The sequence below is a fragment of the Nitrosospira sp. TNL300 genome (assembly GCF_055385915.1).
The window spans coordinates 828,370-843,351 of sequence record NZ_AP041005.1 but is presented as its reverse complement, the minus strand read 5'-3'; the positions used below and the strand labels follow the sequence as shown (position 1 = coordinate 843,351).

12 protein-coding genes are annotated in these 14,982 nt (G+C 53.2%); all 12 read right to left on the bottom strand.

What is annotated here, in order from left to right:
• Positions 1–5: 5 nt before the first annotated feature.
• Positions 6–1,892, bottom strand: a complete 1,887-nt coding sequence (locus ACZ5BW_RS03775) for a proton-conducting transporter transmembrane domain-containing protein (protein WP_464542678.1) — start codon at positions 1,890–1,892, stop codon at positions 6–8.
• Positions 1,889–4,636 (bottom strand): YbcC family protein, encoded by a 2,748-nt coding sequence (locus ACZ5BW_RS03770; protein ID WP_464542676.1) that lies wholly within the window; start codon positions 4,634–4,636, stop codon positions 1,889–1,891. The genes ACZ5BW_RS03775 and ACZ5BW_RS03770 overlap by 4 nt, the downstream gene beginning before the upstream one ends.
• Before the next feature lie 412 nt (positions 4,637–5,048).
• Positions 5,049–6,365: a sensor histidine kinase gene (locus tag ACZ5BW_RS03765; RefSeq protein WP_464542674.1), complete on the bottom strand. Its 1,317-nt coding sequence runs from the start codon at positions 6,363–6,365 to the stop codon at positions 5,049–5,051.
• The gene (locus ACZ5BW_RS03760; protein ID WP_041352815.1) at positions 6,304–6,987 is read right to left on the bottom strand and encodes a response regulator transcription factor; all 684 of its coding nucleotides are present in this window, start codon (positions 6,985–6,987) and stop codon (positions 6,304–6,306) included. Before ACZ5BW_RS03760 ends, ACZ5BW_RS03765 begins: the two co-directional genes overlap by 62 nt.
• Before the next feature lie 64 nt (positions 6,988–7,051).
• Entirely contained in the window at positions 7,052–8,155 is a 1,104-nt protein-coding gene (hemE, locus tag ACZ5BW_RS03755) for a uroporphyrinogen decarboxylase (RefSeq protein WP_464542672.1), read from the bottom strand.
• 194 nt (positions 8,156–8,349) lie between these two features.
• Complete coding sequence (locus ACZ5BW_RS03750; RefSeq protein WP_464542670.1) at positions 8,350–9,471, bottom strand: deoxyguanosinetriphosphate triphosphohydrolase; 1,122 nt, start codon at positions 9,469–9,471, stop codon at positions 8,350–8,352.
• Positions 9,464–10,564 (bottom strand): 3-dehydroquinate synthase, encoded by a 1,101-nt coding sequence (gene aroB / locus ACZ5BW_RS03745; RefSeq protein ID WP_464542668.1) that lies wholly within the window; start codon positions 10,562–10,564, stop codon positions 9,464–9,466. The genes ACZ5BW_RS03750 and aroB overlap by 8 nt, the downstream gene beginning before the upstream one ends.
• Positions 10,565–10,689: 125 nt before the next feature.
• Positions 10,690–11,103 (bottom strand): protoporphyrinogen oxidase HemJ, encoded by a 414-nt coding sequence (hemJ, locus tag ACZ5BW_RS03740; protein ID WP_464542666.1) that lies wholly within the window; start codon positions 11,101–11,103, stop codon positions 10,690–10,692.
• Positions 11,104–11,341: 238 nt separating this feature from the next.
• Positions 11,342–11,902 carry a NifU family protein gene (locus ACZ5BW_RS03735; RefSeq protein ID WP_464542664.1) on the bottom strand — a complete coding sequence of 187 codons (561 nt, stop codon included), beginning with the start codon at positions 11,900–11,902 and terminating at the stop codon, positions 11,342–11,344.
• A gap of 22 nt (positions 11,903–11,924) precedes the next feature.
• Positions 11,925–12,407, bottom strand: coding sequence for a Fe-S cluster assembly sulfur transfer protein SufU (gene sufU, locus ACZ5BW_RS03730; RefSeq protein ID WP_074972088.1), 483 nt, complete (start codon positions 12,405–12,407; stop codon positions 11,925–11,927).
• Positions 12,407–13,666, bottom strand: a complete 1,260-nt coding sequence (locus ACZ5BW_RS03725; protein ID WP_464542662.1) for a SufS family cysteine desulfurase — start codon at positions 13,664–13,666, stop codon at positions 12,407–12,409. The genes sufU and ACZ5BW_RS03725 overlap by 1 nt, the downstream gene beginning before the upstream one ends.
• Positions 13,667–13,669: 3 nt before the next feature.
• The gene (gene sufD, locus ACZ5BW_RS03720) at positions 13,670–14,980 is read right to left on the bottom strand and encodes a Fe-S cluster assembly protein SufD (protein WP_464542660.1); all 1,311 of its coding nucleotides are present in this window, start codon (positions 14,978–14,980) and stop codon (positions 13,670–13,672) included.
• Positions 14,981–14,982 lie beyond the last annotated feature (2 nt).

Here is a 14,982-nt window from a genome sequence, read left to right as displayed (position 1 = left end):
CACGTTCACGAGTTTTTGAAGGGGACGGCATGGTAAGTTTTAACATGAGGTCCAAGATAAACCCGTGAATATATTCTCACCAGGGAGAGACCGACGATGATGAAGCTCAGTGCGAGAATGAATGCAAATACAATCTGGTCTGTGTGAATATGGGTGAAGATCAGGTCTATTCCCAGGAACGATGGCGTAATAGGAAAACCCATCAAGCCCAGACACGCAAGCAGGAAAATGAAAGCCTGGCCGGGGTATTCAAACACATGACCCTGAGGTTCCTTCAGATCCACCCTCCGCTCGATTGACTTCAGTTGGGTCAGACACACGTATCCCACAAGGCCTGAAAGGAGAATGCCACTTATATAAATGACGATCTCCCGGGTCGTCACTTCATCGTAAAACGAGATGGCAAGCGCGATCCAGAGATGATTCATGACGACGAAGTACCAGCTCAACTGGGGACTCATTCTTTCTGAGAAAGACTTCAGCACGACGATCAGCGCGATGAAGGCAAATAGTGTCGGCAGGAATTGCTGGACCCCGACCGGTAAAGACTGCTCGTAGTACAGGCAGACGAGGCCGGCGAAGAAAAGTGCGGTAGCGATAGCGAAACCGCCGGCCCCGGACAACACCAGGTTCAGCTTCCTGCCGATCCATTTCACGGGATCCCAGAAGAAGAAGTACATGAACGAATCGAGGTTGAACTCCTTCACGCTCAGCATATAGGCCGCGTACTCGATTTGCTTGGAGGTGGAGTGCTTGTCGATGTATTCCCTCGGAACGAAGTTGTAGAACTGATCGCGGAGCAGGAAGGTCACGGCCGATGGCGAAACCAGAAGCTGATACGTCCGCAGGAATGCATTTCCTGCCAAATGGATCAAGGCAAGATCATAAAACCCTAACGCCACTTCCACGAAAATGATGCCGATCTGCGCCACGGAAGAGTAGGCGATCTGGGTCTTGATCGAGGACTGTACGCGTGAAATAAGGGTCGCGACTACGGCTGTCGCCACGCCAAGAAGAATCACAGGCGCTACCACAACGAGCTGGTTTTCCCAGAATGGGAACGTTCTCAGCAAAAGGAAGACGCCCAGATGAACCGAGAGCGATCCGTAGAAGATTGCACTCGACGGGGTCGGACCCTCCATTGCTCTGGGCACCCAGGAAGAGAACGGGAGTTGGCCCGATTTCACAGCGGCCGCCAGCAGGAGCATCAATCCGATCAAAATCCCCAGTGTCTCGTTGCCCTGAAGAGTCTGTGCAACCAGTTCCGGATGCATGAGCTTGGAGAACGTGATGTTTTCGTGCCACAGATGATGGCTCATCCAGATGACGAGGATCAGGCCCATATCCGCCACGCGAAACACCGTGAATACCTTGAGTGCATTTTTTACCGGCAGGTACCGCTCCCTGTAGAACCCGATCAGGAGGAAGGAGGTGATTCCCAGAACTTCCCAACCGATGAAGAGCGTCTCGAAATTACCGGAGAAAATAATGATGTTGTAGCCGATGAAAAAGAACAGGATGGTGTTGAAAAACCGCTTATAGCCCCTTTCGCGATGAAGGTACCATCTGGAGTAGACGGTAACCAGAAAGCAGAGGAAGGAACCGACGAACAGATAAACCGCGGTAATTTTATCGAAATAGAATGCAATGAAAAACTTGTAACTTTCCGTGTTATACAGGATAAGCTCAATTGTCTCGAGCGTCGGATATCCGGCGAACAGCCAGAGGGCCAGGAATATCCAGGCCAAAACCATGTGCGAACCGACAGTGGAGTAGGCTATCCAGGAAATGGCATCCTCATTCTTTCTCGGCACGAGCATGGTGAGCGCAAACCCGATCAACGGGATGAATATGAATACCCCAAGCAGCGAGGTTAGCAGCGGCATCGTCATTTTTTCACTCTCTCCTTCTTCTCGATAAAGTAGACAGGTAAATTCTCTTGAACCGCATCCAGGGTTTCGATCGATTCCGCTTTCTTGGCCCGTTCCATCAACACGCTCAGATCCGATACGGTTTCCAGATCGTTCAACAGGGGCTTGTAAATCTTGGAGAAATCACCGTCCTTGTACAGCCAGAGCTCACCGGTGTCCGGATGCACGACCAGGCAATGCACCCAGTAGTTTTCATAAAACGAATAGTTTGCTGTCTGCGACTTGATCACCTTCAATGCCACATCGGGATAATGTTCGATGATGACCAGGAGACGGACGGGATCGTGGACCTCAATCATCTGGCTGGGGAGCCCTGTCCTCAAATCGCCATCCGCGCCGTTGGCCACCCCGATCAGACCCATGACGTTGTGCGGCAGTTTCGTTCCGGCACCCATTTTGTGATTGTCGGTCCGGGAGAAAAAATACTCGAGGTCAATACCACCCATAACCAACGCAATGGGGCCCATGGACATAGTGAGGAACTTACCTTCAGGATCAGTGCGGTAGTCATAGGTGCTTGTCGACGCCCGCCTGTCCAGGAAGAGGTTTTCCGTAATGCTCCGTCTGCCGATAATACTTACCGCATTGGTCGCATGATTGAGCTCCGGCCGAGGTTCGAACAGCGAAACTGCTCTCCGTCGAATTTCTTCGTGAATTTCTTTCGGACTCGCTTTCGTGTTGATCGATACCAGCCTCCGGGATCTTTCCTTGGCGTGAAGATCGAGCGCTTCGTTGACGACAAGCGTATTCCTCCTGTGTTTGGCGGCGTTTTCCTCGGAGAGAATATCTTCATCGAAGAAGGCGACTTCGTCACGCGTGGTGTCGTGCAGACCCGGGAGGAACTGGGTAGTGGGCGGAATAACGACGCCCCGCTCTTTGAGCGCTTCCCTTACCTTGGGATGATTGGCCATGTAACAGAACGTCCTGGCATTCACCGATCCAGGCCGGCCACCGCATGCGCCACAGTCATAGGCGGTATAGTGAGGGTTGTTTACGCTGGATGCGCCGTGGCCAATCATGTAAACAATGGGAGCGAAGGTTTTCGAAACCCCGTTCAATCCCGTGCTTGTCAACACTCCCTGAACGCGCTGGACCATCTCGTCAATCGTAAACCCGATCTGCAAACCGTTTTCCTTGTCGTTCGGGTCCTTGTTTTCGATGGTGAGCCTCGCGTTCTTGTCCACGTGGGAATAAGAGGAGGCCATGGCAGGCATCGCGCCCGGCTTGAATACATTCAAGGCTAATCTCAGAGCCGACACAAACCCGATGGTCTGGGAGATAAACCAGCCCTGGAAAAGCGAATGCGTGAGCTTGGAAAAATGTACTTCCTTCTTTATCTTCTGCTTGTTACCGATTTCCTTGACGAGGAATTTGGGGAAGACCGGTGCGGGACAGCATTTCGTGTAAAACTTGCCGTTCTCGGGTTGATAATACAGTTCGACGTTAAAAAATCCGGCGGTGGTAAACGTTTCGCAATCCGGATCCAGCTGCTCGAGGTAACGGCGGAACGATGTCAACCGGTCATCAATGCAGAAGAACGTCTGGAAACTTCTGTTTTCGATCTTTCTTTCCCAGGTCTTGTCCTGCAAAGCTATTCCAGTCAACACCTGGTCGTAGTACGTCCACTCAAAAGCATCGTGCCAAAGGGAAAAAACCGTATCGATCTCAGTCTCGGGCACATCGTCGAACAACGGTTCAGGCCGCTCTTCCAGAATGCGGGCAATGGGTTGCCAACTTTCTCCGAAATAGGAATCGAGCGCGTCAATCTCAAGCAAAAGCTCGAAGATAACCAGGTCATGAACGGTAATGTTCTTCGGGTTCAGGAGAGAGGCGGGTTGGGCCTCGACGGCAGCTACCATGCCCGACCAACCGGGATGCGCAAACTGCTGGTCGAACAGATACTGCGCATAGAGAGTTTCATCTCCCACCAGGAGCTTCAGCAGATCCTCCATCTTGCAGTTTCCGGACACCAAAAGCTTTTTAGCTCTCTTCGTCTTGAAGAAACTGGCAAAGCTTTTTTCTTCCATTTCCTTCATGGCCGCAAGAAAACCCTTGTGCCCTATAGGGAAACCCCATATTGAAATTCCCTGGTCGAGGTAGCTACACAGGATTCTGAACAGAAGCGGGTGAACCATCAGGTCCAGGTCAATAGGATAATGGCGCTTCCAGTTCGCCCTCAGTTTGCCTATTCGGGGGGAAACGGAATCGTCATATTCCTTCTCAAGCAGCCGCTGCATCCAATCCTCAAGATACTGTGCGCCCTTCTGCTCGGAGATGACCCGCTCAAGAATATCTTTGCGAATACGCCCGGCTTCGTACAGGTCTCTATATTCACGGAGTTGAAGAGAGGGAAAATATCCGAATATTTTTTTTGCGCGACGCGTTCCCTCATGGAAGGGATAGTTCTGGAATGCGTGTAATGTATTATGATGAATAAAATCTTTCAGCGGAGCCTGCGAGGGCAGATAGTGACTCAGGTCATGAATCACTTCCTCTTCATTGAAGGAAGAAACGGAGGTTTCCTGCGCCTGGGCTACAGTCCGCTCGGCGTGCAGCGTACTGACATCCGCTCGTTTATCCGGGCTAGCCGGTGCACTTACTGCGGCGGCACCGGAAGCTGCAAACTGTCTTGGAGAATCCTTCACCAACTCGATCCTCTTTCCCTCTTTCTGAATACTTTCATCTTTGTCTATTGCTGCTGGCATAATTTTTACTCCTCTTCTTCGTGACGTATTCTGACCTGTTGACAGGATTCCCTTTAACCAAAACAAACTCGATTCATCGACTTAAAATAACAGAGGAATTTACTCAGGTATTTACTCAGGTATCAAATTAACACATGCCATGTGAAGAATTCGTGAAGATAAATACCCCTCATAAACAGGGTTTAAACGAGCATCATCACCGGGCAAGATGGACATTCCAGCGGTCCGGTCACTAAAAAGTGGAGTCTTCAGGAAGGAGAAAATGGCGGAAGTAGCTCCGCAAGATGAGGATTTTGCAGAAAATCGATAGCGGGAACTGTAGAGCTTACGCTATGTCAGGCAATCAGACAGAATCAGGCAGAAATCGCCGGGGCGAAGACTCCAGGAAAAGCGATTCTCAGGGAAATACAACTCAGGGAAATACAATATGGAAGGTCGCACCTTGTCCCGGCATGCTTTCGACTTCTATGCTCCATCCATAGTAGTCGCAAATGCGCTTGACGATGGCAAGCCCTATGCCCAGACCTTCACCTTGCGTTGAACCGCGGAAGAAGCGTTCATACAGGAGGGGGAGATAGGAAGGCTCAATACCGATACCGGAATCGGAAATCGAAAGACGGTTGCCTTTGAAATTTACCCGTATGAAACCGCTGTTTGTATATTGCACCGCATTGCGCAGCAGATTCACAAGGGCCGTGTGAATCGCCTGCCGGTTCAGCGTCAGCATGGCTTTCGGTTCCACCATGACTTCGAATGTAAGATGCTTTCGATAGATCTCCCCGCATATCGATTCTGCCGCATCGTAGACACACTCGGCCAGGTCCACGGGTTCCATTACCCCGAGCGACTGCTCACGCGCAAGAAATAACAGGGCTTGCAACTGCTCACCCATGCGGGTTGCGGCGCTTTCGATCATGCCGATGCGCATGCGCGCTCTTTCCGACAGATTCGGTTCCGCGACCAGCAGTTCACAGCTTGTCAGGATAGTTGTAATCGGAGTGCGCAGCTCGTGGCTTATATTGGCGGTAAACTCCTGTTCCCGGCGCAGCATACGGGTTATGCGGCTTTGATAGTCATCCAGCGCGCGCGCGAGTTGCGCCACTTCCTCATCCTGCCCGGGCTGGGTAAGCGTTTCCCCCTGGATGTCACCGGGCGCGAGATGCCTCACCTGCTCGGCGAGATCAGTCACCTGCTTGACCAGCACACCGGCCAGCAGATACCCCACCACGACTGCGACACCCACGACGGAAACGAGCGACAGGACGATGAGCAGTTTCAGTTCCCGTTGCCGCGCTTCATGCAGACCTATTTCATAGGCGACAAGAAACTTGACCCCGTTCACGTGATGGACCGCGACCCGGACTTCCTCCGGGCCGCGAAAAACCTTGTGCCGCCTGTAACTCAACCCCTGCAGATAGGAAGGAAGACGAGATTCTTCCGAGGAATCGTGGATGATGTATTTTTCGAGATTGGAACCTTCCTGCGGCACGAAGTCCGCATGCTCGCGATAGCGCTGGAGCAGATAATCCATCTCGGTTTCGATGATCTGCTCGATATGGGCTTCTTCGATGTCATCGGAAGCGATATACAGGCTGACTCCCAGCGTTCCGACAACGACGATACAGAATATCGCAAACGCGAGTGCAACGCGAAGGCGAAGCCCGCGCCTAATTACGGGCACGCGTGGAAAGCCGATAGCCGAGACCGTGAACGGTTTCGATTGGATCATAGCCACCCGCGCGCGTCAGTGCGCGGCGAAGCTCGTGCATGTGACTACGGAGGGTATCGCTGGTTTCCTGCACATCTCCCCATACTTCCGATTCGAGTTCTCTGCGGCTGAAAACGCGGCCAGGCTCGCTCATGATGACTGCAAGCAAGCCAATACATTTTGGCGGCAATTTGACGTTCGCGCCCGCGAAGCGAATTGTGAGAGTTTTCGGATCGAAGGAAAGATCCTCGGTTTCCAGCGTTCGACTGGTTACCTTCCCCTTTCGACGTTTGTGCATGGCAACCAGCCGCGCTTCAACTTCTTTCAAGGCGAAGGGTTTGACCAGGTAGTCATCGGCCCCGCAATCGAAACCTTTCAGCTTGTCTTCCAGCGTGTCGCGCGCTGTCAGCATCAGGACCGGGGTATCGAGATGCGCTTCCTGACGAAGCTTCCGGCACAGTGTTATACCGTCCGCACCAGGTAATCCCAGATCAAGCAAAATGCCATCAAACTGCTGGGTAACCGCAAGATGCAGCCCTGTAATCCCATCGGCCGCCGCATCGACACTGTGACCGCGAGCTTCGAGAAAGTCGTACAGATTACTGGCTATTGCCCGATCATCTTCAATAATAAGTATGCGCACGTGAAAAGTTCCAACCAATCAGACTGCAGAAATATCATGTAGATTCGATGTGAAAAAATTCCGTTTATCCGCTAGCTGCCGAAATGCTGCTTCCCTCTGCATCCGCACGATGAAATCTGCGGCTGAGGCTGTGAACCGCTTCAACCAGCGCAAGCGCATTTTCGGGCGGCGTAAACTGCGATATGCCATGCCCCAGGTTGAAGATGTGACCGCTGCCTTCGCCAAAATCCGCAAGAATCTGTTCCACTTCGGCAGCAATTATCTCCGGTTCAGCGAATAACACGGCAGGATCAAGGTTGCCCTGCAAGGCGACCTTGTGGCCCACGCGTCGCCGGGCGTCTGCGATATTCACGGTCCAGTCCAGCCCCACTGCATCACATCCGCTGTCCGCGATACTCTCGAGCCATAGTCCCCCACCTTTGGTAAAAACAATGCTCGGAATACGCTCAGCCCCCTGATGCCGCCTCAACCCCGCTAGTATCTGGGTCATGTATCGCAGCGAAAACTGCTGATAAGCGGCATGGGAAAGCGCCCCACCCCAGGTATCAAAAATCATTACTGCCTGCGCGCCGGACTCGATTTGAGCGTTCAGATAAGCGGTGACAGCCTGCGCGTTGATATCGAGAATGTGATGCAGCAAATCAGGGCGCCGGTACAGCATGGTTTTTATTTGCCGGAAATCAGTTCCGCCGGCCCCTTCCACCATATAGCAGGCAAGCGTAAACGGACTGCCGGAGAACCCGATCAGCGGGACCCGATTATCCAGAGTTTTGCGTATCTGCGAAACCGCGTCCATGACGTAGCGCAAATGAACAGCAGGATCAGGGACGGTAAGAGCCCGGATCTCCCACTCTTCGCGCAAGGGGCGCTCGAACCTGGGGCCCTCTCCTTCCGCAAAATATAATCCCAATCCCATGGCATCAGGAATCGTCAGAATATCCGAAAACAGGATGGCCGCATCCAAAGGAAATCGCGCGAGAGGTTGCATCGTAACTTCGGTGGCGAAGTCGGGATTCTTGCAGAGTGCAAGAAAATTGCCCGCACGAGCTCTCGTCTGATTATATTCGGAGAGATAGCGCCCAGCCTGCCGCATCAGCCAAACCGGCGTGTATTCAGTGGGCTGCCTCAGCAGTGCCTTGAGCAGGGTATCGTTCTTCAATCTCGTCATTCAGACCCGATCAATCGCAAAAATCAGTAAAACCGGATGCTCGAGTTACCAGTGGAGCTACCAGTGGAAATGGATGCCTTGGGGACTGTCGGGACCCCGGAACCGTTAGGTTCTCTTTCAACCCTCCATCTTACCATGAATGGTCGACAAGGCACACGGTCATTCGCGAAAAGGTCAACGATAGGAACGATCTGTCAGCTTTCCTCGACAACGAAAAGACGCCGGTATTCACGAATGGCATAACGATCCGTCATGCCTGCGATATAGTCGGCGATGGCCTGATGCTTGTCCTGTTGAGATCTGGACTGGAATTCCGGGGGCAGCAACCGGATATCCGAACTGAATGCGCCAAAGAGCTGGCAGATGATATGCCGTGCCTTTGCACTCATGCGCGATACCTTGTAGTGCCGGTAAAGATGCTCCCGCAGGAATTTTTTGAGCTCCTGCTGCTCCTGGGCGATTTCCCTGCTGAATCCGATCAGCGGGGGAACAGTCCGGATTTCGTCCAGGGTCCCAGGGCTTACCTGCTCGATATTCACTGCGCTTTGCCTGATCAAATCTCCCGCCAGCGTATTGATCATGCGCCGCACTGTTTCATGGACCAGCCTCCTGCCCGATATTTTCGGGTATTGCTGTCTGGCCATTGCCAGATGGCGTGCAAATATTCCGACCTCCTCAAGTTGCTGCTGCATAATGAGACCGGATCTCAAACCGTCGTCCACGTCGTGATTGTTGTAAGCGATCTCATCAGCCAGATTGGCGACTTGCGCTTCCAGCGAAGGCCGACGATTCGTGAGGAAGCGCTCGCCAACGTCCCCCAGTTCCAGCGCATTTTTCTTCGAACAATGCTTGAGAATGCCTTCGCGGGTTTCAAAGCACAGATTCAATCCGTCAAATGCGCCGTAGTGCTCCTCCAGTACATCCACCACCCGCAGGGACTGCAGATTATGCTCAAAGCCGCCATGTTCCTTCATGCACTCGTTCAGCGCGTCCTGCCCGGCATGACCGAAGGCGGTATGGCCGAGATCATGCGCCAGCGCGATAGCCTCAACCAGATCCTCGTTCAGGCGCAAATTCCGGGCTACGGAACGTCCGATCTGCGCCACTTCGAGGCTGTGCGTGAGGCGCGTGCGGAACAGATCCCCTTCATGATTGACGAAAACCTGGGTCTTGTACTCAAGCCTGCGAAAAGCGGTGGAATGAATGATGCGATCGCGATCGCGCTGAAAAGGCGTGCGGCCGGGAGACGGTTCTTCCGCAATGCGGCGTCCGCGGGAGTTGGCAGGCGATACCGCATAGGACGCCAGCTCACGCATCAGCCGTACATTCCGTCAGAACTTCGGTCAGTATCGGGGGTGGCACATCTGCATGCACCACCGCCCGACCGATATCCTCGAGCAGTATGAAACGCATTTTCCCGCCTTGTACTTTCTTATCCAGCCCCATCAGACGCAAATATTTTTCCGGACCGAGATTCGGAGCAACCACCGGCAGTCCGGCCTTCACATAGAGATTTCGGATTCGATCCACATCCTCCTCGCCTATCATGCCCATACGTTGTGATACCTCGGCTGCCAGGATCGTTCCCGCAGCCACTGCTTCCCCATGAAGCCAGTTGCCGTAACCCATGGCATTCTCGATTGCATGCCCAAAAGTGTGTCCAAGGTTCAGCAGGGCGCGCATGCCGCTCTCGCGCTCGTCTGCTTCCACAACTTCCGTCTTATGCTGACAACTCCTTTCTATTGCTTCGATCAGAATCGAACTTTCACGTTCCAACAGGAGCTCAATATGAGATTCAATCCAGCCGAAGAATGCCGGATCGCGAATAAGGCCATACTTGATGACCTCGGCTATACCGGCGCACAGTTCCCTATCGGGCAACGTATCGAGTGTGGAGGTATCTGCCACTACTGCCTGGGGTTGATAAAACGCCCCAATCATGTTTTTGCCCAGCGGATGATTGATCCCGGTCTTACCGCCCACTGAGGAATCGACTTGCGCCAGAAGTGTGGTGGGCACCTGAATGAACGGCACGCCGCGCAAATAGGTTGCGGCCGCGAAACCGGCCAGGTCTCCCACAACTCCTCCGCCAAGGGCGACGATCGGTGTATTGCGTTCGCAGCGGTGTGCCAGGAGAGCATCGAAAATGAGATTGAGGGTTTGCCAGTTCTTGTATTCCTCGCCGTCGGGAAGAACGATCGGCACTGAAACCACATCATGAACTGCGAGAGTCGCACGAAATTTTTCGAGGTATAAAGGCCCAACCGTAGTATTTGTGACGATGGCTGCCCGCTTCTGACCCAGATAATCCAGGAGGAGTTCAGGCTGAGTCAGGACATCTGCACCGATATGGATGGGATAACTGCGCGGGGCAGACGTAGAGACAAGATTAACAGTGACTGTTTGCATTATTGTGACGAGAAAGGAGGCACGACTTGTCCGGAAACCTCGATAAGCAGCTGCCCGGAAACTTCGATAAACAGCGTCTAAGTGGTTCTTTTGGATAACCCTGACAACTTATCACTACGCTTTGCTCACCAGGGTTTCACCACCACGAGTATCACGACAGCGATCAAGATGAGTACCGGGACTTCATTGAACCAGCGGTAATAAACATGGCCATGACGGTTGCGGTCGCGTTTGAAATCGGCCAGCAGTCTGCCGCAGTATCCGTGATACGCAATCAGCAATACCACCAGTGCGAGCTTCGCATGCAGCCAGGCTCCAGTGATGCCATAGCCCAGCCAGAGCCACAGACCCAGGACGACTGCCAGCACCGCGCTGGGGGTCATGATCCCATAATAGAGCTTTCTTTCCATGATTTTGAACCGCTCTATGCCCGCCGAGTCCGTAGTCAGGGCATGATAGACAAAGAGCCGTGGCAAATAAAAAAGCCCGGCGAACCAGGCCACCACGAAGACGATATGAAAAGATTTTATCCAGAGCATATGCTTTTCGAACGGAAACAGCACATGCGTTCAGTTGCTGCGGACTGAGCGCTGTGCAAAAAGCAGATACTATATACTGAAATATACTGAAGCGGACGACAGGTCGCTAACGCGGCGTCAGGAACATGAACACCCCAAAGACTCGGGAAGCAGAAAAGCTTCCCTTCGTGGAAGGTTGATTACAGTGGTATCGGTCCGAAGCTGGGTTCGTCACGCGAACCGGATTATGCCGCAGATATCAGACCGCAACAACTTCCAGATCAGGCTCTATTGACCTCAGCATGTTCTGAATGCCTCGCAGTGTGCCGGTAATCGAGCTCGGACAGGTGCCGCAAGCACCCTGGTAGTGAACACTCAGCCTGTTGCCTTCAAGGCCAAGTACATGGAGATCGCCTCCATCGCTCTGGAGATAGGGGCGAATCTCCTCGTCGAGTATTTCGTTGATCAAATTAAGCCGCTGCTGGTCCTCAGGACTTAAATTTGCAATTTCCGCACTCGCGGCTGCAACTGTAGCGGCTGTCTGGGTATCTGCCGCCGGCGCGGCACGAATAGGGTCTGCTACTTCCCGTGCCAAGTCCTGCCAGTCAGCCGCGCCATCCTGGGTCACTGTGATCCACCGATCCACATAGAACACATTAGTGACATGATCGATGTCAAACAGCGCTTCAGCAAGCGGATCGCCTTTCGCCTGCTCGGCATTATCATACGAACGCGTTACTCCCCAGGTCAGCGGTTCCTTGAGGATGAATTTCAACGCATTCCTATTGGGAGTTCCCTCTATTTCAACTATCTTCGGCATTTTTGGTACCTTGACGAAAAGCTCAGGCATCCCCTATCGGGGCGTGCATGGGATCATCCTCCGCTTCGGTTGAGGTAGTGCTGACGGAATTGAGCGCTGCGTGAAGCGTGTGCCATGGGAGAATCGCGCATTTGACGCGGGTGGGCAGGTCGCGGACGCCGGCAAATACGGTGAGCCTTCCCAGATGGTGGGGGTGGGCAAGATCCAGCGTGCCCGTGGCCATGTCACGGAATTCCTTGATCAGCATCTCTGCGTCTGCAAGGCTCTTGCCTTTTACAACGGTGGTCATCATGGATGCAGATGCCTTGCAGATCGCACACGACTCGCCATGGAACGCAATGCCTTCGATATGTTCCCCTTCAAGATTCAAATCAATATCGAGGTGATCGCCACACAGCGGATTGTGCCCCACCGCATGATGGCTCGCCTTGTCCAGCTTGCCGTAATTGCGCGGTTTCCTGTTGTGGTCGAGGATGACTTCTTGATAAAGCGATTTCGTAATCATTAAACAAATATCTTTTGCACAGTACGAATGCCTGCGATGAAAGTATCTACCTCAGCCATTGTATTATAAAACGCAAACGAAGCCCGTGTAGTGGCAGGCACCTTGAGGCGCAGCATCACAGGTTGCACGCAGTGATGGCCGGTGCGAACGGCAACGCCTTCCTGATTCAAAAGCGTACCGACATCATGCGGATGTACACCCGCCACCTCGAAGGACAGCACCGCGGTTTTTTTCGCTGCTGTGCCTATGATGCGCACTCCGGGTATCTGGCGCATCTGTTCGGTTGCGTAGTTGAGTAATTCAACCTCGTACGCGGCGATGGCATCGATACCGACACTCGACAAATAGTCCACGGCGGCGCCAAGCCCAATAGCGGCTGCAATGGGGGGAGTTCCTGCTTCGAACTTGTGCGGAATGGAATTGTAGGTGGTTCTTTCGAATGTCACCGACAGAATCATGTCCCCACCACCTTTGAACGGCTGCATGCGCTCCAGAAGTTCCGCTTTTCCGTACAGAATACCGATGCCCGTCGGACCACACATCTTGTGTCCGGAAAAAGCATAGAAATCGCAGTCGAGATCCTGGACATCCACTTTCATATGCGGCGCAGCCTGCGCGCCATCCACCAGCACCGGAACACCGCGGGCATGCGCGAAGGCAATCATTTCCCTGACCGGATTGATCGTCCCCAAAGCATTCGATACGTGCATCACACCGACAAACTTCGTGCGCTCGTTGAAAAGCTTCTCGTATTCATCGATGAGAAGTTCACCGGCATCGTTGATAGGCACGACACGTATCCTTGCCCCTTTTTCTTCCGCCAGCATCTGCCACGGAACGATATTCGAATGATGCTCCAAAGTGGTCAGAATGATTTCATCACCCGCACCGATGAATTTGCGTCCATACCCGTGCATCACGAGGTTGATGGAATCTGTCGTTCCGCTGGTAAAGATTACCTCTCTGTCTTCACGCGCATTGATGAAGCGCTGCAATTTACGACGCGCCGCCTCATACTCTGCCGTGGCAGTCTCGGATAAATAGTGCACTCCGCGATTGATATTTGCGTGCTGGCTTGTCTGATAACGCACCAGGCGATCGATTACCGGCTGCGGCATCTGACTGGAGGCTGCATTATCGAGGTAGACCAGCGGCTTTCCTTCGACCTGAAGCTTCAGAATCGGAAAATCAGCACGCACACGTGCGACGTCGAGCGTCGAATCAATCTGAGGTTGCAGCGTGGAATCTATGATTTTCATGGCTCAGTTTTTCTTGGTTTGTTCCAGTACTGTCTGTTCAAGCCGGTATTTGAGCGATGCGATGGGAATGCGATCAATGATCTCGGCGCCAAACGCATAAGTCAGCAGATTTCGCGCGGTAACTCCGGATAGGCCCCGGCTCTTGAGATAAAACAGCTCCTCGCTATCGAGTTGACCTACCGTGGCACCATGTGCGCACTTCACGTCATTCGCAAAAATTTCGAGTTGCGGCTTGGTATCGATACGCGCCTTCGCATTCAACAGCAGATTGCGGCTGGATTGCGCGGAATCCGTGTTTTGCGCGCCCGGACGAACCATGATCTTGCCGTTGAACACGGCGTGTGCGCTACCATCAGCGATGCACTTATGTAACTGGCGGCTGATACAGTTGGGTTTGGCATGATCTATGGAACTATGCGTATCGGCAAGCTGGCGGTCATGAATCAGCGCCAGCCCATCGATAGCACACTCGGCCCCTTCGGCATCGAGCACTGTATTCAGGTCGTAGCGTGAAATGCGTGCCCCGAGTGCAACGCTCACAGAGCGGTAGCGGCTGGCATGTGCCAGCGAAACAGCACAGTTTCCGATATGAAATGCTTCGATGCCGTCGCGCTGTACCCGGATATGACTGATCTGGGCATTATCTCCCACAGCGATCTCGGTCACTGCATTGGTTACATAGGCTGCTTCATTCAGGCTGACGTAATCCTCGAGAATAGTAACTTCGCTTCCCGCTTCAGCGATGAAAAGACAGCGGGGATGACTCGCCACCTCCGGTTGCGTTGCAATGAGCAGCACGTGCACGGGTGTATCGATCGCTGCCCCGCGTGGTACGATGACCAAAGCGCCATCGTGCAGGAATGCGGTATTGAGCGCCGCGAACAGATTATCTTCGAATCGCGCATACTGACCCAGATGCGGCTCTATTGCCTCCGCATTCGCTGTTATCGCTGCTGACAGATTGGTGGCGATCAAGCCGCGATTTCCGAGGCGTTCTGCCGGAGTAGAAAGTTGCGGCATGTATTTGCCGTCGACAAATACAAGCCTGATAGCAGCTTCCGCCACGGAAAAATGCTCGACATCAGCGGCCTGCAGCGCTGCTGCAGCACGAGCGGGCTGGAATGATTGCCGGGCAAGCGGCGAGAGGTCAGTAAAACGCCACTCCTCATCACGTGTTGTAGGCAGCTTCAGCCTCCCCGCATGGTCGACTGCATTTGCCCGTAACTGGTTAAACCAGGCAAGAGGACTGGCCGGCAGTCGCGGTTGTCCTTGAAGCAGGCTTTCGAGATAGCTGTTGCTATTCACGAGACTCATGC

Coding starts and splice junctions, on each gene's coding strand:
- hemE (WP_464542672.1), bottom strand. CDS start 8,155: ATGACGAGATTGAAGAACGATACCCTGCTCAAGGCACTGCTGAGGCAG.
- aroB (WP_464542668.1), bottom strand. CDS start 10,564: ATGCAAACAGTCACTGTTAATCTTGTCTCTACGTCTGCCCCGCGCAGT.
- ACZ5BW_RS03735 (WP_464542664.1), bottom strand. CDS start 11,902: ATGCCGAAGATAGTTGAAATAGAGGGAACTCCCAATAGGAATGCGTTG.
- sufU (WP_074972088.1), bottom strand. CDS start 12,407: ATGATTACGAAATCGCTTTATCAAGAAGTCATCCTCGACCACAACAGG.
- ACZ5BW_RS03750 (WP_464542670.1), bottom strand. CDS start 9,471: ATGCGTGAGCTGGCGTCCTATGCGGTATCGCCTGCCAACTCCCGCGGA.
- hemJ (WP_464542666.1), bottom strand. CDS start 11,103: ATGCTCTGGATAAAATCTTTTCATATCGTCTTCGTGGTGGCCTGGTTC.
- sufD (WP_464542660.1), bottom strand. CDS start 14,980: ATGAGTCTCGTGAATAGCAACAGCTATCTCGAAAGCCTGCTTCAAGGA.
- ACZ5BW_RS03775 (WP_464542678.1), bottom strand. CDS start 1,892: ATGACGATGCCGCTGCTAACCTCGCTGCTTGGGGTATTCATATTCATC.
- ACZ5BW_RS03725 (WP_464542662.1), bottom strand. CDS start 13,666: ATGAAAATCATAGATTCCACGCTGCAACCTCAGATTGATTCGACGCTC.
- ACZ5BW_RS03765 (WP_464542674.1), bottom strand. CDS start 6,365: ATGATCCAATCGAAACCGTTCACGGTCTCGGCTATCGGCTTTCCACGC.
- ACZ5BW_RS03770 (WP_464542676.1), bottom strand. CDS start 4,636: ATGCCAGCAGCAATAGACAAAGATGAAAGTATTCAGAAAGAGGGAAAG.